Source organism: Nonomuraea sp. NPDC050783 (genome assembly GCF_040802095.1).
Taxonomy (GTDB): Bacteria; Actinomycetota; Actinomycetes; order Streptosporangiales; family Streptosporangiaceae; genus Nonomuraea.
Genome location: NZ_JBFAHK010000002.1, coordinates 510,661 through 528,998 on the forward strand (window position 1 = coordinate 510,661; position 18,338 = coordinate 528,998).

The 18,338-nt window shown below is 71.6% G+C and carries 19 protein-coding genes; 8 read left to right on the forward strand and 11 right to left on the reverse strand.

Features of this window, described 5'->3' with window-relative positions:
• The first annotated feature begins 36 nt into the window (after nt 1-36).
• Entirely contained in the window at nt 37-309 is a 273-nt protein-coding gene (locus AB0H75_RS07205; RefSeq protein ID WP_367791773.1) for a hypothetical protein, read from the forward strand.
• Complete coding sequence (locus AB0H75_RS07210) at nt 306-575, forward strand: type II toxin-antitoxin system RelE/ParE family toxin (protein WP_367791776.1); 270 nt, start codon at nt 306-308, stop codon at nt 573-575. Before AB0H75_RS07205 ends, AB0H75_RS07210 begins: the two co-directional genes overlap by 4 nt.
• On the opposite strand, the gene AB0H75_RS07215 is transcribed toward AB0H75_RS07210, so the two are convergent.
• The 4 genes from AB0H75_RS07215 to AB0H75_RS07230 all read right to left on the reverse strand — a co-directional run bounded on the left by AB0H75_RS07215 (nt 552) and on the right by AB0H75_RS07230 (nt 4,065).
• The gene (locus AB0H75_RS07215; RefSeq protein ID WP_367791779.1) at nt 552-1,397 is read right to left on the reverse strand and encodes an FkbM family methyltransferase; all 846 of its coding nucleotides are present in this window, start codon (nt 1,395-1,397) and stop codon (nt 552-554) included. The genes AB0H75_RS07210 and AB0H75_RS07215 overlap by 24 nt on opposite strands.
• Nucleotides 1,398-1,422: 25 nt before the next feature.
• On the reverse strand, nt 1,423-2,796 hold the full coding sequence (locus AB0H75_RS07220) for a hypothetical protein (protein WP_367791782.1): 1,374 nt from the start codon (nt 2,794-2,796) through the stop codon (nt 1,423-1,425).
• A gap of 373 nt (nt 2,797-3,169) precedes the next feature.
• Nucleotides 3,170-3,700 (reverse strand): ATP-binding protein, encoded by a 531-nt coding sequence (locus tag AB0H75_RS07225; RefSeq protein ID WP_367791785.1) that lies wholly within the window; start codon nt 3,698-3,700, stop codon nt 3,170-3,172.
• Nucleotides 3,697-4,065 carry a hypothetical protein gene (locus AB0H75_RS07230; RefSeq protein ID WP_367791788.1) on the reverse strand — a complete coding sequence of 123 codons (369 nt, stop codon included), beginning with the start codon at nt 4,063-4,065 and terminating at the stop codon, nt 3,697-3,699. Before AB0H75_RS07230 ends, AB0H75_RS07225 begins: the two co-directional genes overlap by 4 nt.
• Nucleotides 4,066-4,139: 74 nt before the next feature.
• Here AB0H75_RS07230 and AB0H75_RS07235 point away from each other — a divergent pair, with 74 nt between their 5' ends.
• On the forward strand, nt 4,140-4,952 hold the full coding sequence (locus AB0H75_RS07235; RefSeq protein ID WP_367791791.1) for a GntR family transcriptional regulator: 813 nt from the start codon (nt 4,140-4,142) through the stop codon (nt 4,950-4,952).
• 177 nt (nt 4,953-5,129) lie between these two features.
• Complete coding sequence (locus AB0H75_RS07240; protein WP_367791794.1) at nt 5,130-5,627, forward strand: UTRA domain-containing protein; 498 nt, start codon at nt 5,130-5,132, stop codon at nt 5,625-5,627.
• 137 nt (nt 5,628-5,764) lie between these two features.
• Here AB0H75_RS07240 and AB0H75_RS07245 read toward each other — a convergent pair whose 3' ends face one another.
• From AB0H75_RS07245 to AB0H75_RS07275, 7 genes are all read right to left on the reverse strand, one after another.
• On the reverse strand, nt 5,765-6,187 hold the full coding sequence (locus tag AB0H75_RS07245; protein ID WP_367791797.1) for a hypothetical protein: 423 nt from the start codon (nt 6,185-6,187) through the stop codon (nt 5,765-5,767).
• The gene (locus tag AB0H75_RS07250; protein ID WP_367791800.1) at nt 6,184-6,438 is read right to left on the reverse strand and encodes a hypothetical protein; all 255 of its coding nucleotides are present in this window, start codon (nt 6,436-6,438) and stop codon (nt 6,184-6,186) included. The genes AB0H75_RS07245 and AB0H75_RS07250 overlap by 4 nt, the downstream gene beginning before the upstream one ends.
• Before the next feature lie 66 nt (nt 6,439-6,504).
• Nucleotides 6,505-7,536: a branched-chain amino acid ABC transporter permease gene (locus AB0H75_RS07255; RefSeq protein WP_367791803.1), complete on the reverse strand. Its 1,032-nt coding sequence runs from the start codon at nt 7,534-7,536 to the stop codon at nt 6,505-6,507.
• A complete protein-coding gene (locus AB0H75_RS07260; protein WP_367791806.1) occupies nt 7,533-8,393 on the reverse strand; it encodes a branched-chain amino acid ABC transporter permease in 861 nt (286 codons plus the stop codon). Before AB0H75_RS07260 ends, AB0H75_RS07255 begins: the two co-directional genes overlap by 4 nt.
• Nucleotides 8,390-9,073 carry an ABC transporter ATP-binding protein gene (locus AB0H75_RS07265; RefSeq protein ID WP_367791810.1) on the reverse strand — a complete coding sequence of 228 codons (684 nt, stop codon included), beginning with the start codon at nt 9,071-9,073 and terminating at the stop codon, nt 8,390-8,392. Before AB0H75_RS07265 ends, AB0H75_RS07260 begins: the two co-directional genes overlap by 4 nt.
• Nucleotides 9,070-9,825, reverse strand: a complete 756-nt coding sequence (locus AB0H75_RS07270) for an ABC transporter ATP-binding protein (RefSeq protein WP_367791813.1) — start codon at nt 9,823-9,825, stop codon at nt 9,070-9,072. Before AB0H75_RS07270 ends, AB0H75_RS07265 begins: the two co-directional genes overlap by 4 nt.
• Before the next feature lie 3 nt (nt 9,826-9,828).
• Complete coding sequence (locus tag AB0H75_RS07275; protein WP_367791816.1) at nt 9,829-11,040, reverse strand: ABC transporter substrate-binding protein; 1,212 nt, start codon at nt 11,038-11,040, stop codon at nt 9,829-9,831.
• 118 nt (nt 11,041-11,158) lie between these two features.
• Between AB0H75_RS07275 and AB0H75_RS07280 the strand changes: the two genes are divergently transcribed.
• The 4 genes from AB0H75_RS07280 to AB0H75_RS07295 all read left to right on the forward strand — a co-directional run bounded on the left by AB0H75_RS07280 (nt 11,159) and on the right by AB0H75_RS07295 (nt 18,311).
• On the forward strand, nt 11,159-11,938 hold the full coding sequence (locus AB0H75_RS07280; RefSeq protein ID WP_367791819.1) for a PaaX family transcriptional regulator C-terminal domain-containing protein: 780 nt from the start codon (nt 11,159-11,161) through the stop codon (nt 11,936-11,938).
• An 89-nt stretch (nt 11,939-12,027) separates the two neighbouring features.
• Complete coding sequence (locus tag AB0H75_RS07285; protein WP_367791822.1) at nt 12,028-13,494, forward strand: long-chain fatty acid--CoA ligase; 1,467 nt, start codon at nt 12,028-12,030, stop codon at nt 13,492-13,494.
• 33 nt (nt 13,495-13,527) lie between these two features.
• Nucleotides 13,528-14,634 (forward strand): 5-methyltetrahydropteroyltriglutamate--homocysteine S-methyltransferase, encoded by a 1,107-nt coding sequence (locus AB0H75_RS07290; RefSeq protein WP_367791825.1) that lies wholly within the window; start codon nt 13,528-13,530, stop codon nt 14,632-14,634.
• A 239-nt stretch (nt 14,635-14,873) separates the two neighbouring features.
• On the forward strand, nt 14,874-18,311 hold the full coding sequence (locus tag AB0H75_RS07295) for a LamG-like jellyroll fold domain-containing protein (protein ID WP_367791828.1): 3,438 nt from the start codon (nt 14,874-14,876) through the stop codon (nt 18,309-18,311).
• Nucleotides 18,312-18,338 lie beyond the last annotated feature (27 nt).

An 18,338-nucleotide genomic window follows, 5' to 3' on the forward strand; every position in this document is an offset into this window, starting at 1 on the left:
GTCGCGTTGTTCCCGGACAGGAAGAGCCGCCTGGGTATGAGAAACCGTACGTTGCGCCTTCCCGCCACCGCGGCCGCGGTCCAGGAGGCTGTCGAGCGAGCGGTTACGGGAGAGGTCGTTCTCCTGGAGACCGGCCGTGAGGTGGTGGCCGCCGTGGTCCCCTACGAGGTGGCCGCCGCCGGGATGAGCGCGCTGGCCGCGACGGAGGACGCCGCTGACCGGTTGCGGGGAGCGAGGCTGATCGCGGAGCTTCGCGCGGGAATGGAGACGATGCGGCTCGGTGACCTGCGGCGTGAGATCGCGCTGTGAAGGGTTACTACGAGATCCTGCTCGCCGCGCCCGCCGTAGGGGAGATCAGAGCGATCCACGCGCATGACCCGGTGGCCGCCAAGCACGTCATCGACTCGCTGGAATATCTCTCCACCGATCTGGAGTCCGGCGCGCTGCGGGCGATCGACGAGGGCGCGGGGCTGTTCAAGGCGGCGGTGGGCGACGTCGAGGTGTTGTGCTGGGTCCGGCCCGAGGAGATGAACGTGGTGGTACTGACCGTTTCACGGCACCGTCAGCCAGCGTGAGGCCGCGTCCTGGTTGACCCGCTCCGCGAATTCGCGGAATTCCCGCCGGCGGCCGGTGCTTTCCGGCTCGGCGTAAATGTACGGGCACATGTCCGATTGCGTCATTTTGGAGCGCTGGTAGAGGGAGAACTCACACCACAGGTAGCCGTGGTGTGACAGGTGCCGCATCACGTCCTGTTTGATCTGTTCTCCGTACATCGAGTCGTGCATCTCGATCAGGATCGCCGGCTGGTGGCGCCGGATCGTCTCGCTCGCGCCCGCCAGCGCCCTGCCCTCGTGCCCCTCGACATCGATCTTGATCAGCCGGACCGTCTCCCCGGACCGGGACGTGATGAGATCGATCGGGAGCGCGTTCACCTCGCCCAGGAAGGCGCCGTACCCGTCCGGTCCGCGGTGGAGCAGGGAGGGCTCGCAGTCCGCGGGCACGGTGACCGGCTCGTCGAGGCCCAGGGTGCGCGTGCAGGGGCCGGCGACCACGTTGTAGGGGTCCCAGAGCCGGAGCCGCGCCGTACGGTCGTGCGCCGCGACGGGCTGGACATCGACGTTGCCGATGCCGTTGAGCCGGAGGTTCGCCCGCAGCGTGTGCAGGGCGGCCGGATTCGGGTCGATGGCGATGACCGTCGCGAACGTCGCGGCCAGCCGGAGGGTGTAGTGCCCGACGTGCGCCCCGACGTCGACGAACGCCGCCCCCGGCCCGCCGAACGACCGGGCGAGCCGCCAGAGGTCCTGCTCGTGCGGGCCGGGGCCGACGCGGTCGCCGCTGCCGGCCCTGACGGACCAGGTCAGCCCGTCGCGTTCGGCGAGAGGAGCTGCCGTGGGCATCAGAACCCCCAGAAGAATGCGGCCCTCATCGGCCCGTGATCGCTCTCATGTCGGAGGAGATCCAGCCTCGGCGCGGATAGAAGTCCCGCAACTCGCGCATCCGCGCGGACTCCGTGAAGAACACGAACTCCAGGTTGGCCTGCCGCAGCAGGCCGCGCTTCGACTCCTCGCTCACCATGCCCCCGATGAGGGGCACGGCGTTGATGGCCACTTCGGTGAGCGTGGACAGGCCGGTCGTGGCGAACCGTTCGGCCGCCCTGGCGAACTTCGGCATCCTCCTGCGCAGGAAAATGCCGATCTTGGACGGTTTCACCGTCAGGTGCGGGCGCGTCGCTCGGATGTGGTCGCAGATGTGCTGCCAGTAGTCGGCCGCGCAGTCGGCCAGGGCGGTGGACAGCGCGTCGTCGGGGTCGCGGGCGTCGGGCAGTTCGAAGTACGACTGGATCTCGAACAGCTCCCTGGCCCGCCCGCGCAGCTCCAGGATCTCTTCGAAGCGCAGCATGGCGAGCAGGTCGGGTGACGGCCCTTCGACCATCCGGTAGGCCACCTCGACGAGCTCTTCCGCCCGCAGCCGTGGGGTGGCGTCCCTCTGCTCGAACGGCCCGTCGGCGAGGACGGCTTCGGCGAGGCCCGTGCCAGGGCCGGAGCCCCAGTCGGACCCCAGGAGCCGGGCGTTGAACGCGTGCGCGTGCGCGATCTCGTCGAAGAGGCCGTGGATCTGGATCAACTGGTCGTTCACCGGCAAACCGGAATCGTGCAGCAACGCGAAGATCGGCGTGTGCGAGAAACGCGGTCTCGCGAGGATGCCGTCGTACCGCCTGCGCAGCTCGGCGGGCTGCTGGGACAACAGGCCCGCGAGCACCGAGTCCGGCGAGTTCGCGGCGTCGCGGACCTGCCGCATGAATCCGTCCTTCGTCCGCGCGTAGTCATAGCGGACGACGACGGAATCGTCGCCGGCGAGAACGCCGTCGAGCTCGGCGACCATCCGGTCGCGTGCCTGCGAGATCGGCGAGATGACCCAGCCCTTGCCGTCCGGGCTGTTCTTCCTCCAGCTCGCCAGCACGTCGGCCAGGGAGTCACAGGGATCGAGCCGGTCCTCGCGGTAGAGGTAGTTGTGCTCCCGGAGCCCGACCGCGACGACGCCCGCCGCGACGAGCTCTCTCAGGAGCCGGTAGAAACTGCTCTCCCGCAGGTCCGACCTGCTGAAGTCGCCCACCACGCGGGGATTGTCGACGAGCTGCGTGTCGTGCACGTAAACGCGCTCGTTGAAGAGCGCTCCGAAGACGAGCAGCGACCGCAATTGGATGGTCGAGCTGATGCCGGCCCATATCGGTTCCAGAGCGGCAAATTGCGACGTGGCACGCAGGGCGTTGATGGGGCGGTCGTCGCCGCGCTTCATCGAACCAGCCTCACCTCTCAAGAGAAGCACAAGCGAGCGCCCCAGGGAAAGGATTCGGGCCGGTCAGGTCAGCGCAGGTGTCCCGTCACGGCCCCTAGCCTGCTGTCCTCGATTCGCTCGTTCCCCTGCCGGTCCCGGCGGGCGCGGCGGATGAACCGCAGGCCGCCCGCCTGGCGCAGCTCGTAGGTGATCGGGTCGCAAGCGCAGGTCCAGGCGAGGACGCGACCGCCCGGAGCCGAGCGTTCTGGAACAGTCCATTCCAGTGGTTCGCAATGGGAGGCGGGCGGGCTGACGTGCGGGCTGAAGCAGGCGGGCGGCCTGTCGCCCCGGCTGATCCGGCCGCCGGGGGTCCCGGGCCGCCGCTCCGGCGTCGTCACGCTTCCGCCGCCGCGCGATCCGGCGGCTTCGGGACGGTGACCGGCTCGTCCTCCGTGGTGCGGACCTCGGCCCAGGTCACCCGCCCGCCGAGGGCGTTGTCGCCGACGCCCCAGCGCAGTGCCGTCTCGGCGACCAGGTGCAGGCCGCGTCCCGAGCAGTCCAGGGCATCGGGACGGCGGACGTGGGGGACGGTCAGGCCACCGTCGTCCATGACGTCGAGGCGGGCCAGGGTGTCGCCCACGGCCCGGACGTCCAGGGTGATCAGGCCGCCCGCCAGGCCGGAGATGGAGTGGAGCACGGCGTTGGCGACCAGCTCACCGACCACGAGCTGCACTCCGGTGACGTCCCGGTGCCCCGCGGCCGTCAGGACGGTCTTGACGCAGTGGCGGGCCACCCGCACCGAGCCCAGTTCGCCCGGCAGCACCAGCTCGGCGAGGAAGAGGAAGGGGAAGGGGAAGGGGAAGGGGAAGTGGCCGGTTGTCGTGCCGCTGCTCCCGGCGCGTTCTCGGGAAGGTCGAGGGCTCATGGTGAAGGCACCTCGGGAAGCTCGCACCACATGACGTGACTGCCTTCCGCGGTCGCTCCTGCGCCGAAGTTCCTGGCGATACAGGAGATTCGCGCCCAGTCGCCCGGGTGCGGACCGACGGGGACGTTCGGATCCGTGACCTTGATGACGAGTCCGCCGCTCCGTGCCGGAAACAGGTGGACCTCGATGAGACCTCCTTCGGGGGTGTGCACCAGGGCGGCGGTCACCATCTCGGCGGTGATGTACGCGGCATCGGTGACGGAGATCCGGGGATGTCCGGCGCTGATGGCGGTTCTGATCCACGTACGGGCGGTTTCGGCCGCCTCGGCGGTGGCGGCGAGGTTTCGACGTAGCACGGGCATCATCCGATCTAATGAGCTAGCTCAGTAGGCTTACTCCATAGGTTGAAGCTAGGGAGTAAGCCTGTCAAGCTGCTTCGGTGAACGAAGGCGATGTGCGACCCCGTTACGTGCGGATCGCCGACCAGTTGCGGGCTCGCATCACGAGCGGCGAGCTCGCCGAAGGAGACCGGCTTCCCTCGATACCCGAGCTCGTCCGCGAGCACGGCATCGCCTCCAACACCGCCCAGCGGGCCCTGGGAATCCTCGTGACCGAAGGGCTCGCCGAAGCCCGATCGGGGTCGGGCACCTACGTACGGGCCCGCCCGGCGGTGCGGCGGCTCATCCGGAGCTGGAACAGGAACGCCCGGGGCGGCAGCCCGTTCGCCGCCGACATGGCGAACCAGGGGCAGAGCGGTTCGTGGGACTACGACAGCCGTACGGCCTTCGCCCCCGAGGAGGTCAGGCGGCGCCTGGCACTCGGGGAGGCGACCGGTGACGATCCCGACGTCATCCGCACTCATTACGTCTTCCGGGCGGACGGCCGGCCGGTCATGTTGTCGACGGCGTGGGAGCCGCTGGAGCTGACGCGGGGGACTCCCGTGGTGCTGCCGGAGGACGGGCCGCACGCGGGCAAGGGCGTCGTCGAGCGCATGCGGCAGATCGGCGTCCAGGTGACGCACGCGGCCGAGGTGGTCTCCGCCCGGAACGCGACGGTGGACGAGGCGGGGCGGCTCGACATCCGTCCGCCGGCGATCGTCCTGACGATCGAGCGCACCTACTACGCCGATGGCCGCCCGGTCGAGACCGCGGACATCGTCATCCCCGTCGATCGCTACCAGGTGTTGTACGGTACGTCCATCTGGGACGAGGCCGCGGCGGAAGAGCCCGCCGAGCGGCCCAGCCGGCGATGATCTCGGAGAACGGCCGTGGCGGAACGGGTGCGCGCTTCTGGGCGGACGGTCGTCCGCCGGATCTCGACGGACCGCTACCTCGCTGACCAGGGACCCCAGGAAGAGCCGGGGACGTCCTTCACCAGGGACCAGGGCATCGGGTGGTCGTAGTACAGGCTGGACAGGGCGTTCGACTGGATGCGGGCGGACGGGCGCTTGGCCGGGCTGTTCGGCGTGCCGGTGGGCACGCGGGTGCTGGAGCGGCGCTTCGTGTTCTACGCCTCGGGAGTGCCGAGCCGGCTGAGCTGTTCGTGCCTGCTCGCCGCCGACGTCGAGGGGACGCCCGTGGCCGACCCGGGCAACGAGCCCTGGCCCGGCGGCAACATCGGCCAGCTCCGCTCGCTCGGCATCGAGGTGGACGGCGACATCGTCGAGGAGACGGCCGTGCGCATGCCGACACCGGAGGAGGCGGGGCTGCTCGGCATCGGGGCCGGGGTGCCGGTGTTCGCCATCACCCGGCAGATGTTCGCCGGTGGCCGGGTGGTGGAGGTGGCCGATCCGATCGTGATCCCGGGTGATCGTGCGGTCCGCGTGGACCGGATCCCCGTCCGGGCTCCTCGTCATGGGAAGGACGGACGTGATGATCGATCTCTCGCGGGCCGAGTCCCGCAAGAGCGGCTACAACGGCAGCGGTGACAACTGCGTCGAGGTGGCGACGAACCTTGTCGCGCCTGCGGCTGGCCGAGCCGCTGGGACCGGCCCGGCGCTTCCTGGAGGCGGTGCCGGAGGCGCACCGGGGCCAGGCCCTCGGGCCGGCGCGGGTCGGGCGCGGATCAGCCCAGGTCGGAGATCTCGACCAGTTCGACCCGCCACGGCAGGTGGGCCTTGATGGTGTCCCAGCGGCCGGCGTCGGTGGTGAGGACGGGCCAGTCCAGGTGCTGGGAGACCGCGACCGCATGGGCGGCGGCCATGTCGGCCGGTTGTTCCATGCGTGCCGTCACCTCGGCCAGCCGGACGGCCTCCGTGTGCGCCGCGACCGGCTCCAGGGACAGGTGCTCCAGGACGTCGGTCAGGCCGCGCAGGACCAGCCGCTGGTCGGGCGAGAGCGCCGCCTCGGCGGTGGCCAGGGTGATGACCGGCACGCTGACGCGTACGTGGGCGCGGTCGAAGGAGACGATGAGCCGGTGCAGGGCGAGGTCCCGGCGGCCCAGCTCGATCAGCACGGTGTCGTCCAGCACGTAGCCGAACGGGATCACCGGCCGGCCTCGCGGGCATGCAGGATCCGGATCGCCTGCTCGGTCTGCCGCTGGGCGCGGGCCATGGCCTCGGTGTCCTCCTCGGCCTGGGCGAGCACTTCGTGATAGGCGAGCCGGGCCCGCGTCTTCTCGGTTTCGTGCTGGTCGAGCAGGTCGGTCAGCACGGCGGCCAGGGTGGTGCCCCGGCCGCGCTCGTCGGCGATGGCGTTGAGCCGGTCGCGCACCGCCTTGGGGACCTTGATGGTGGTCATATCCGAAGTCATACCAAGAGACTATTGGGTAGTCGCGCGGTATGACGAGAAGTGTGGAGTTCCAGGTCAGCGGGGCTGTGCCGGGTGTTCGCGGGAGAGGAGTCTTCTGAGGGCCGGTAGGAGGCCGTTCGGGAGGAAGAGCACCACGACGATGAGGACGAGGGCGTACGCCGCGTACGACAGCACGCTGGGCGCGTACGACGGCAGCCCCGGCAGGTTGGCGAGCCGGTCCAGGCCCTGGACGAGCAGGGTGATGGCCGCGGCGCCCACCACGGCGCCCCAGATCGTGCCGAGTCCGCCCACCACCGCCATGACGATGTACTGGATGGAGATGAGCACGGGGAACGAGCCCGGCGCCACGTACCCGGTGTAGAAGCAGTAGATGCCGCCGGCCAGCCCGGCGAAGGCGGCCGACAGGGCGAAGACGACCAGCTTGTAGCGGCCGACCGGGATGCCGGAGGAGGCGGCGGCGGTCTCGCTGGTGGCCAGGGCGCGCAGGGCGCGGCCCGGGCGCGAGGTGATGACGTTGCGGGTGACCAGCATGACCAGCGCCAGCCCTGCCCAGGTCAGGTACGCGTACGCCGAGGCGCCGCCCGCCTCCCACGACCCCGCCGAGAGCTGCGGGATGGCCTGGAGGCCGATGTCGCCGCCGGTGATCTCCAGTTGCCCGGCCAGGGAGAGCAGGATGAGCTGCGTGGCGAGCGTCGCGAAGGCCAGGTGGTGGCCGCGCAGCCGCAGCAGCGGCAGGCCGACGACGAGGGCGGCCACGGCGGCCGCGACCGGCGCGGCGAGCAGGCCGAGCAGCGGCGGGAGGCCGCCCAGGGCGAGCAGGGCGGCGGTGTACGCGCCCACCCCGTAGAAGGCGCCCTGGCCGAGGGAGACCTGCCCGGCGTACCCCATGAGCAGCGACACCCCGACCGTGACCATGGCGGCCAGGCCGAGCAGGACGTACACGGCGAGCGCGCTGTCGTCCAGCACGGCCGGGAGGGCGAGGGTGACGGCGGCCACCAGCAGCCCGGCCGCCCGCCTGGCGCCCGCCCACCTGGCGAGCGTGAGCGCGCCGGCGCCCCGGCGACCGGGCCGTTCCGGCGTGCTCACGCGGACTCCTGGGAGAGCGCCGAGCGGCGCCCGGCCTGCACGATCATGACGACGAGCATCAGCCCGAGGGCGATCTCCAGCTGGTGGGAGCCGTAGCCGTAGCCGGCGGCCATGGTCTCGGCCACGCCCAGCAGCAGCGCGCCCGCCAGCGTGACCACCGGCCGGGTCAGCGCGCCGAACACGGCCGCGGCGAAGCCGTTGACGATGAGCGTGACGTCGGTGTCGAACGAGATCGGCCGCAGCGGCGTCACCAGCACCCCGGCGATGCCGCCGAGCAGCCCGCCGAGCGCGAACGCCAGCAGCCCCATCCGCCGCACGTCGATGCCGACGACGCGGGCGGCGTACGGGTTGGAGGCGCACGCGGTGAGGGCCTTGCCCAGGTACGTCCGGCCGAAGAACAGCGCGAGCGCCGCGAACGCCAGCGCGGTCACCGCGATCACCAGCAGGTGCTGGGTCTGGATCCGCGCCCCGGCCACGGTGACCGACCCGGCCAGGCCGGGCGCCGAGCGCGGCTGGTCGCCCCAGAGCACGATCTCCACGGCGTACGCCAGCACGCCGACCCCGAGCGTGACGATCAGCGACGACAGCGGCGTGGTCCCGGGCCGCCCGACGGCGGCCAGGCCGGTCAGCAGCCCGGTGACCGCCGCCGCCAGCACCGCCGCGACCTCGCTCGCCCCGTGCGGGAGGCCGAGCCCGAGCAGCGAGGACGTGCACAACCCCGCCACGACGGCGAACGTCCCCTGCGCGAAGTTCACCACGCCGGTCACCCGGTGGATGACGACCAGGCCGCTGGCGATGAGCGCGATCGCGCAGCCGACCGCCAGCCCGTTCAGCAGGTACGTCAGGAACGCGCTCATGCGACCGACCCGCCCAGGTAGGCGCCCGCCACCCGCGGGTCGCCGGCCAGCTCCGCCGACTCGCCCTCGGCCACCACCCGCCCGGCCTCCAGCACGTACGCCCGGGGGCACAGCTCGAAGGCCAGCCGGGCGTTCTGCTCGATGAGCAGCACCGTCAGGCCCCGCGACCGGTTCAGCCCGGCCAGGTGCGCGGCCAGGTCGGCGGTCACGCCGGGGGCCAGGCCGAGCGACAGCTCGTCCACGACGAGCACCGACGGCCGGGACATCAGCGCCCGCCCGAACGCGACCATCTGCTGCTCGCCGCCCGACAGCACGCCCGCCCGCCGGCCGGCCAGCTCCGCCAGCCGGGGCAGCACGTCGTAGACGGCGGACGGGTCGCGCTCGCCGGAGCGCCAGCCGCCCAGCGCCAGGTTGTCGGCGACCGACAGGTCCGGGAAGAGCTGGCGGCCCTCGGGGATCAGCGCCGCCCGGCCGCCCACCCGGACCGTGCCGGAGGCGGGCTCGACCAGCCCGGCGAGGGCGTTGGCGAGGGTGGACTTGCCGGCGCCGTTGGGGCCGAGCAGGGCGACCATCTCGCCCGCGCCGACCTGGAGGGTGACGTGGTCGAGGGCGACGGCGGTGCCGTACGCGACCACCAGGTCCTCGACGACGATCACGCGCCCGTCCCTGAGGGAGGTCATGTGCTCTGCCCGAGGTAGGCGGCCAGGACGAGCGGGTCGGCGCGCACCTCGGCGGGCGGGCCGTCGGCGATGACCTGGCCGAGGTCGAGCACCACGATCCGGTCGGCGAGCCGGGTCACGAACGCCACGTCGTGCTCGACGAGCAGGATCGTCAACCCGCCGGCGCGCAGCTCCTCCACCAGCGCCGCCAGGTGCTCGCGCTCGGCGCCGCGCAGCCCGGAGGCGGGCTCGTCGAGCAGCAGCAGCCGGGGGCGGGCGCACAGCGCGCGGGCGAGCTGGAGCGCCCGCTGCTGGCCGATCGGCAGCCGGTCGGCGGGCCGGTCGGCCCAGTCGGCCAGGCCCACCCGGGCCAGCGCGGCGCCGGCCTCGGCGGCGACGGCGCGCTCGTCACGCCGGTGCCGGGGCAGCCGCAGCGCCGCCGAGACGAACCCGGCCGAGGTGCGGCCGTGCATCCCGACCATGACGTTCTCCCGCACGGTCATGCCGCGGAAGACGCGGGCGGCCTGGAAGACGATCGACATGCCGAGCCGGGCCCGCCGGTGCGGGGGGAGCCGGTCCACCCGGTGGCCGCGGAAGGAGATCTCGCCCCGGTCGGGGCTCAGGTGGCCGGTGATGAGGTTGAACAGGGTGGACTTGCCGGCGCCGTTCGGGCCGATGACGCCGCAGACCTCGCCGTCCGCGACGTCGAGGGTGACGTCGCGGACGGCGTAGACGCCCCCGAAGGAGCGCGTGATCCCGTGGACGGCCAGCACCCGCTACCCCAGCGCGCTGACGGTCTTGGTGAGCTGCTGCATGGCCCACTCAGTCGGCACGAACGTGCCGTTCTTGACGGTGTTGACCGAGATGTACTCGGGGGACAGGCCGGAGTGGTCGGTGGCGGAGTAGCGGAAGCGGCCGTTCGGCGTGACGAGGTCCATGCTCTCCAGCGCCTGCTGCACCTTGGCCTTGTCGGTGCTGCCCGCCTTCCTGATCGCCTCGAACAGCAGCAGGCTCGCGCTGTAGCCGTCCTGGGCGAACTGCGGCGGCGGGTAGCCGTGCTTCTGCTGGTACGGCCCCGCCATCTGCTCGATGACCTGCTTCTGCTTGCCGGCCGGCAGGGCGTCGCCGATGACGCCGATCGCGCTCTGCACGGTCATGCCCTCGGCCGCGGCGCCCATCGGCTCCAGCCACAGCTTGCTGGCCTGGGACGCGGTCAGGAACAGCGGCGTCTTGAGCCCGGAGGCGACGTACTGCTTGGCGGCCGTCACGCCGGGCGCGCCGGAGCCCCAGAACACCAGCGCCTGCGCGGAGGAGTCACGCACGTGCTGGAACAGGGCACTGAAGTCGGAGTTCGTGGTCTCGTACGGCTCGTCCACGGCGATCGTGACGCCGTACTTGGCGGCGAGGGCGGTCATCGCCTTGTGGCCGGAGACCGAGTACGCGCTCTTGGAGTCCCACGCGACGGCGATCGTCCTGATGCCCTCGGCCTGGATGTACTGCAGGTAGCGCTCGGCGTACATGCTGGACAGGGCGGGCGTGACGAACACGTACGACTTGATCGGCTCGACCTGCTCCTGGGCGGGGGCCAGCGACAGGTACGGCATCTTGTCGCGCTGCGCGAGCGGCTCGACCGCCAGCGCCGAGTTGGAGAACACCGGGCCGATCAGCGCGTCGATGTCGCCCTTGATCTGGTTGTAGGCCACGATGCCCTGGTCGGGGGCGGTCTTGTCGTCGCGGGTGACCAGCTCCACCTTGCGGCCCAGCAGCCCGCCCTGGGCGTTGACCTGCTCGACCGCCAGCTCGACGGCCTTCTTGTCCTCGCTGCCGAGCGGCGTGTAGTTGCCGGTGAGCGAGACGATCAGCCCCACCTTGATCGGGCCCTGGTCGCCGGAGCCGGATCCGGAGCCGCCGGAGCCGGCGTTCCCGCCGCACGCGGCCACGGCCACGGCCAGCACCAGGCCCATCAGGGGGGCCAGCAACTTGCGCATTCAGGACCTCCTGACTGCGGTGAGGCCCTGAATGTAGGCAGGTACATTACGGCTGTCAATAGAGTGCCGAACATCCGGGGAGGCATCCGGGGAGGGAGGGGCCGTGCGGCCTCAATCGGTGATTCTGACCTTTCTCGGAGATCACGTATACGGGCGCGGGATCTGCGTCTCCTCGCGCAGCTTCATCGAGGCGTTCGCCAGGGTCGGCGTCTCGGAGGAGGCCACCCGCTCGACGCTGACCCGCATGGTCGGGCGCGGCCTGCTGCGCCGCCGCCGCGCCGGCCGGCGCATGTACTTCGGCCTCACCCCCACCAGCGCCGAGGTGCTCAGGGACGGCGAGCGGCGCATCTGGCACACCGGCGTGGTCAACGACGCCGCCGAGGACCGCTGGACGCTCATCGGCTTCTCGCTGCCCGAGTCGTGGCAGCGTCAGCGGCACGAGCTGCGCTCGCGGCTGGCCTGGGCCGGTTTCGGCCCGCTGCGCAACGGCCTGTGGATCGCCCCCGGCGAGGTGGACGTGACCGAGGTGATCGACGGCCTCGGCGGGAACGTCAAGGTGTTCGCCGCCGAGCCCCGCCACCCCACCGACATGCAGGCGCTGGTGCGCGACGCCTACGACCTGGAGGGACTGGGCCGGCGTTACCGGGAGTTCCTGCACCGCTGGGACCGGGCCGACCCCGCGCCCGAGGCCCCCGACGACCTGGCCCGCTCGCTGACCCTGCTCACCGGCTGGTTGCAGATCATCAGGACCGATCCCCGGTTGCCGCTGCGCCACCTGCCGGACGACTGGCCGGCGGAGAAGGCCCAGCAGGTCTGCCGGACGCTGCACGAGCGTTTCCGCCCGGAGGCGGCGGCGGTGGCCGAACGGCTCCTCGACACCATCCCCGACGAACCTTGAGCAGCGACGAACCTTGAGCAGCGACGAATCTTGGGCAGAAAGGTGACAGCAGTCACATAGTGGCCTAATTTGGGGGCTGAGGAGGCCCGATGCGGAACCAGGGGATTGGCTCGTGGCCGGCGCGCAGGGCCCGCATGACGCCCGACCGGGTGGCCCTGTCGGCCCGCGGGCGCGACCACACCTATCGTGACCTGCGCGATCGGGCGTACCGGCTGGCCTCGGCGCTCGGGGTGCGGCGCGGCGACCGGATCGCCTACCTCGGGCCCAACGAGCCGGCGATGGTCGAGACGTTCTTCGCCGCGGGGCTGCTGGGGGCGGTGTTCGTCCCGCTCAACACCCGCCTGGCCACCCCCGAGCTGCGCTTCATCCTGGAGGACGCCGACCCGGCCGTGCTGCTGCTGGGCACCGGCCACGACGGCGGCGGCCTGCCCGGCCGGCACGTCCCGGCCGAGGCGTACGAGGACCTGCTCGCCGCCGGCTCCCCGGACCCGATCGACGAGCCGGTGAGCCTGGACGACGTCTGCCTGATCATGTACACCTCGGGCACCACCGGCCGTCCCAAGGGCGCCATGCTCACCCACGGCAACCTCACCTGGAACGCCGTCAACCTGCTGGTGGACGTGCCGCTCGCGCACGACGAGGTGACGCTGGTCAGCGCGCCGCTGTTCCACATCGCCGCCCTGGCGCAGACGCTGGTCCCGACCGTGCTCAAGGGCGGCCGGTGCGTCCTGGAGCCGTCGTTCGACGTGGATCGCACGTTCGAGCTGATCGAGCGCGAGCGGGTGACGGTGATGTTCGGCGTGCCGTCGATGTTCGGCTTCCTGGCGCGCTCGCCGCGCTGGGCGGGCGCCGACCTGTCGAGCCTGCGCCACCTGCTGTGCGGCGGCGCGCCGGTGCCGCTGCCGCTGATCCGCGCCTACCAGGAGCGCGGGCTGACGTTCCTGCAGGGCTACGGCATGACCGAGACCGCGCCGGGCGCGCTGTTCCTGGGGGCCGAGCGCTCGGTGGACAAGGCCGGCTCGGCCGGGGTGCCGTGCTTCTTCTCCGACGTGCGCCTGGTCGCGCCGGACGGCTCCGACGCGGCCCCCGGCGAGCCCGGCGAGGTGTACGTCCAGGGCCCCAACGTCATGCCCGGCTACTGGCGCCGCCCGGAGGAGAGCGCGAAGGTGCTCGACGGCGACGGCTGGTTCCGCTCCGGCGACGTCGGCACCGCCGACGAGGACGGCTACGTGCGCATCTCCGACCGCATCAAGGACGTCATCATCTCCGGCGGCGAGAACGTCTACCCCGCCGAGGTCGAGAGCGTCCTGTACGGCCATCCGGCGGTCGCCGAGTGCGCGGTGATCGGCGTGCCCGACGAGCGGTGGGGCGAGGTGGGCAAGGCCCTGGTGGTGCTGCGGCCGGATGCCGCCGCCGAGCCGGAGGAGCTGCTCAAGCACCTGGACGGCCGGCTGGCCCGCTTCAAGATCCCGAAGTACGTCCAGCTCGTCCCCGAGCTGCCCAAGAACGCGGCGGGGAAGCTGCTCAAGGCCCCGCTGCGCACGATGTACGGATAAAGACGACATATGTACGGATAGGAGCTGATCCGCATGCGTACCGCACCGCCCTTTCGCGCCGACCACGTCGGCAGCCTGCTGCGCCCCGCCGAGCTGCTGGGCGCCCGCGAGAGCCTGAAAGGCGACGAGCTGCGCGCGGCCGAGGACGCGGCCGTCAGGGAGGTCGTGCGCCGGCAGGAGGAGATCGGCCTGCGTGCCGCCACGGACGGCGAGTTCCGCCGCGCGTCCTGGCACATGGACTTCATCTACCGCCTCGGCGGCGTCGGGCAGGCCGACGGCGAGCGGATCACGGTCCGCTTCCACAACGCCGCGGGCGACCTGGAGTTCACCCCGGCCGCGCTGCGCGTCACCGACCGGATCCGGCTCAGCGAGACGATCTTCGCCGACGACTTCGCGTTCCTGCGCGACACGGTGACGACCGCCGTGCCGAAGCTGACCATCCCCTCGCCCAGCATGGTCCACTACCGGGGCGGGCCGGCCGCCATCGACCCGCGGGTCTACCCGGACGTCGAGGAGTTCTGGCACGACCTCAGCGCCGCCTACGCCGAGCAGGTACGCCGGATCGGCGCGCTCGGGTGCACGTACCTGCAGTTCGACGACACGAGCCTGGCGTACCTGAACGATCCGGCGCAGCGCGCGGAGCTGGCCGCGCGCGGCGACGACGCCGAGCACATGCACCTGCGCTACATCAAGCAGATCAACGCCGCGCTGGCCGGCAAGCCCGCCGGGATGACGGTCACCACGCACATGTGCCGCGGCAACTTCCGCTCCTCCTGGGCCGCCTCCGGCGGCTACGACCACGTGGCGGAGGCGCTGTTCGGCGAGCTGAAGGTGGACGGGTTCTTCCTGGAGTACGACGACGAGCGCTCGGGCGGCTTCGAGCCGCTGCGGTACGTGCCCCCCGGCAAGATGGTCGTCCTCGGCCTGGTCACCACCAAGCGCGGCGAGCTGGAGTCCAAGGACACGCTCAAGCGGCGCATCGACGAGGCCGCCAAGTTCGTCGACCTCGACCAGCTCTGCCTGTCGCCGCAGTGCGGGTTCTCCTCGACGGTCGAGGGCAACGAGCTGACGGCCGAGCAGCAGTTCGCCAAGCTCCGCCTGATCGTGGAGACCGCCGAGGAGGTCTGGGGCGCCATCTAGGCCGGAGGTCCGCCGGTCCTCGTACCGGTGTCCGGATCCCGCGCACAGTGGCCGCCGCCGCGACTCGGCGGCGGTTCCTACCCGCGCGGTAGACGTGGGCCGGTCTACCGCGCAGGTTTACCCCGCGCTACCGCGGAGGTATGGCACGGGCCCGGAGAAATCCAACTGGCGGGTTGACGCGGCGAAGTCAGATTTGTCCGCAGGATTGTGGCGTTCTGGATCACCTCTCTGGAGGTCTCATGCGCCGCCGCATCCTCCGCGGTCTGCTCGCCGTCGTCCTGTCCTTACCGGCCGTCGCCGTGATCGCCGCCCCGCAGGCGCGGGCCGCGGGCGAGCCGCCGCCGCAGACCGAGCGGCAGGCTCTGGAGCGGGCCCGCGACACGAAACAACGCGTCGAGGCGCTGGCCCTGCGGACGGAGACCCGCCAGGTGTTCGCCAACCCCGACGGCACCTTCACCTCCGAGACCTCCTCGCTGCCCGAGCGGGTCCGGCGCGGCACCGGCTGGGCGGACGTCGACCCGAGCCTGGTGTTCGCGGCGGACGGCAGCGTGCGGACCGTCGCCACCCCTCTCGACCTGACGTTCTCCGGCGGCGGCACGGCCCCGCTGGCCGCGCTCGGCTCCGCCGGCCGCTCGGTCGCGATGACCTGGGACAGGAGCCTGCCCAAGCCGACGCTGGAGGGCGGCACCGCCACCTACGCCGAGGTGCTGCCGGGCGTGGACCTGAAGGTGACCGCGTCGGTGCTCGGCTTCTCCGAGGTGCTGGTGGTCAAGGACAAGGCCGCCGCCGCCAACCCCGAGCTGGGCAGGCTCGCCTTCGGGCTGCGCGCGGAGGGCCTGTCGGTCCGCAGGACGGCCGAGGGCGGCCTGAGCGCCGTGACCGCGACGGGTGAGGAGATCTTCCACGCGCCACCGCCCCGCATGTGGGACTCCTCGCCGACGGGAGCCACGGCGCTCAGGGCCGGCCGGCAGCGGGAGGCGGTCATGGGGGTCGAGGTCAGCGGCGGCCGCGTGCTGCTCACGCCGGACAAGGAGCTGCTGACCGGCGCCGGCACGACGTACCCGGTCTATCTCGACCCGCAGTGGTCGGGCTCCAAGCTGGCCTGGACGTACGTGGACAGGTCCTACCCCGACCAGGAGTACTGGAACTCCAGCCACATGCCCGAGGCCGGCGACTACGGCCCCGGCGTCAAGCGGAGCTTCTTCCGCATGGACTCCAACAACGTCAACGGCAAGCACATCCTGAAGGCCACCTTCCGCATCACCCAGATCAAGTCGTGGGGCTGCACCTCCGACCCGCAGGCGGTGCAGCTCTGGCTGACCGGCGGCATCTCCAAGTCCACGAACTGGAACCACCAGCCGTCCTGGATCGACTGGCAGGACAGCGTCTCCTCCGACGCCGGCTACAGCTCCTCCTGCCCGGACAAGGGCATCGAGTTCAACGTGACCGGCGCGGTCGTCAGGGCCGCCAAGGGCGGCTGGGCGAACACGACGTTCGGCCTGCGGGACTACGACGACGGCGCGGGCAGCGTGTGGGGCTGGAAGGGTTTCAGCAACGCGCCGAAGCTGGTCATCGACTACAACACGCCGCCCGCCGCGCCGTCGGGGGTGGGCACCTACCCGGCCACGCCGTGCGTGACCGGGGCCGCGCGGCCGGCCGTCAACGCCGGGGACGCGGTCAGCCCGTTGCAGCTCAAGGCCCGTATCTACGACCCGGACAAGGCCAACGACGGCGTGCGGGCCGAGTTCGTCATGCACCAGTACAACACCGCCACCGGCGCGTGGGACGACATCACCGCATCGCTGCCGGGCGGCGGAAAGACCGCTTACAAGTACACGACCTCGGCCACCGACCACTCGCTCAAGCTGGCCAAGCTGGTCACCGGGCAGATCTACTCTTTCCGGGTCAAGGCCTACGACGGCACCGACTCCAGCGCGTGGAGCAAGTGGTGCGAGTTCGTCGTGGACACCGTCGATCCCGCGACCTTGCCGAAGGTCAGCTCGACCGACTACCCGGCCGACACCCCCGACGACTGGAAGGGCGGCGTGGGCTGGGCGGGCGGCTTCACGCTGGCCCCCGGCGACGGCGAGACGGACGTGACCGGCTTCCGGTTCGCGCTGGACGACCCCGCGCTGGCCACCGCGGCCACCCAGGTGACGATCCCGGCCGGGCAGACCTCGGTCACCGTGCGGGTCGCGCCGCGCCACGACTGGCTCAACGCCCTGTACGTCTATCCGGTGGACCGGGCGGGCAACGTCGGCAAGACCCCGGCCGTCCACGGCTTCTACGTCAGGGCCGGCGCCGGCCCGGTGGGCCACTGGCGCCTGGACGAGACCTCCGGCACCACCGCCGCCGACGCCGCCGCGAGCCCGCACCCGGTGACGCTGGCCGGCGGCGCGACCTGGACGCCGTCCCGGGTGGCCGGCGGGGTGCGGCTCGACGGCACCACCGGTTACGGCAGCACGTCCGCCCCGGTCGTGCACACCGACCGGAGCCTGACCGTCGCGGCGTGGGTGCTGCTGTCCGACAAGAGCAGGAACTCGACCGTGGTCAGCCAGTCCGGCAGCCGCGCCTCGGGCTTCCAGCTCTACTACTCCTCCGGCTACAAGCGCTGGATCTTCAACAAGTACGACGCCGACACCGACAACGAGACCATCGTGCGGGCGGTGAGCGACGCCGAGCCGGTGGCCGGCATCTGGACGCACCTGGTCGGCGTGTACGACGGCCCGCACCGGCAGCTGCGCCTGTACGTCAACGGCATCGCGCAGTCGGCCCCCGCCACCTACACCTACACGCCCTGGGACGCCACCGGGCCGCTGCAGCTCGGCCGCATGAAGTGGCGCGGCCAGTTCGTCGAGAACTTCGCCGGCGACATCGACGAGCTGAAGGTCTGGGACCGGGAGCTGTCGGACGACCCGCGCACCGTCAACGACCCGGCGCTGGGCAACGAGATCGCCGCCATGGCCAAGCAGCCGCCCATCCAGCGCGGCTGGTGGAAGCTGGACGAGGGCACCGGCACCACCGCGGTCGACACGGTGGACAGCCGCTGGCCCGCCACCCTGACCGGCGGCGCCACCTGGGACGACGACGGTTTCGACGGCAGCGGCACGCTGCACCTGGACGGCGTCACCGGTCACGCGCTCACCCCGTCGGCGCCGATCCGCACCGACCACAGCTACGCGGTGGCGGCGTGGGTCCGCCTGGCGGGCGACGAGACGTGCGTGCTGCCCGACCACGTGATGACCGCGCTCAGCCAGGACGGCTCCCGCCACAGCGGCTTCTACCTCGGCTACCGCACCGTCACCGAGAACGGCGTGAAGGTGCCCCGCTGGTCGTTCTCGACGATCAGCGCCGACGCCGACAGCGGCGCCACCATGACACACGCCACCTCGGCCGAGCCGATCGACTGCTCGGTGCTCAACACCTGGACGCACCTGGCCGGCGTGTACGACGAGCCCGCGAAGGTCATCAGGCTCTACGTCAACGGCCAGCTCACCGACCAGCGTCCGGTCACGGCCGCCTGGGCCGCGGGCGCGATGGCGATCGGCCGGGCCAAGTACAAGGGCGCCGCCGTGGACTACTTCGGCGGCGACATCGACGACGTGCGCGCCTATACCGGCACGCTGACCGACCGCCAGGTGATCAACATCGCCATGAACCTGCCGATCGACAGCTGATCCGCATGCTGACGAACCCTCGGAGGA

What these genes read in the sequence shown, in the direction of transcription:
- AB0H75_RS07295 (WP_367791828.1), top strand. Translation starts at nt 14,874, where the DNA reads ATGCGCCGCCGCATCCTCCGCGGTCTGCTCGCCGTCGTCCTGTCCTTA.
- AB0H75_RS07290 (WP_367791825.1), top strand. Translation starts at nt 13,528, where the DNA reads ATGCGTACCGCACCGCCCTTTCGCGCCGACCACGTCGGCAGCCTGCTG.
- AB0H75_RS07260 (WP_367791806.1), bottom strand. Translation starts at nt 8,393, where the DNA reads ATGAGCGCGTTCCTGACGTACCTGCTGAACGGGCTGGCGGTCGGCTGC.
- AB0H75_RS07205 (WP_367791773.1), top strand. Translation starts at nt 37, where the DNA reads ATGAGAAACCGTACGTTGCGCCTTCCCGCCACCGCGGCCGCGGTCCAG.
- AB0H75_RS07275 (WP_367791816.1), bottom strand. Translation starts at nt 11,040, where the DNA reads ATGCGCAAGTTGCTGGCCCCCCTGATGGGCCTGGTGCTGGCCGTGGCC.
- AB0H75_RS07225 (WP_367791785.1), bottom strand. Translation starts at nt 3,700, where the DNA reads ATGAGCCCTCGACCTTCCCGAGAACGCGCCGGGAGCAGCGGCACGACA.
- AB0H75_RS07265 (WP_367791810.1), bottom strand. Translation starts at nt 9,073, where the DNA reads ATGACCTCCCTCAGGGACGGGCGCGTGATCGTCGTCGAGGACCTGGTG.
- AB0H75_RS07215 (WP_367791779.1), bottom strand. Translation starts at nt 1,397, where the DNA reads ATGCCCACGGCAGCTCCTCTCGCCGAACGCGACGGGCTGACCTGGTCC.
- AB0H75_RS07250 (WP_367791800.1), bottom strand. Translation starts at nt 6,438, where the DNA reads ATGACCACCATCAAGGTCCCCAAGGCGGTGCGCGACCGGCTCAACGCC.
- AB0H75_RS07220 (WP_367791782.1), bottom strand. Translation starts at nt 2,796, where the DNA reads ATGAAGCGCGGCGACGACCGCCCCATCAACGCCCTGCGTGCCACGTCG.
- AB0H75_RS07230 (WP_367791788.1), bottom strand. Translation starts at nt 4,065, where the DNA reads ATGATGCCCGTGCTACGTCGAAACCTCGCCGCCACCGCCGAGGCGGCC.
- AB0H75_RS07240 (WP_367791794.1), top strand. Translation starts at nt 5,130, where the DNA reads ATGCGGGCGGACGGGCGCTTGGCCGGGCTGTTCGGCGTGCCGGTGGGC.
- AB0H75_RS07285 (WP_367791822.1), top strand. Translation starts at nt 12,028, where the DNA reads ATGCGGAACCAGGGGATTGGCTCGTGGCCGGCGCGCAGGGCCCGCATG.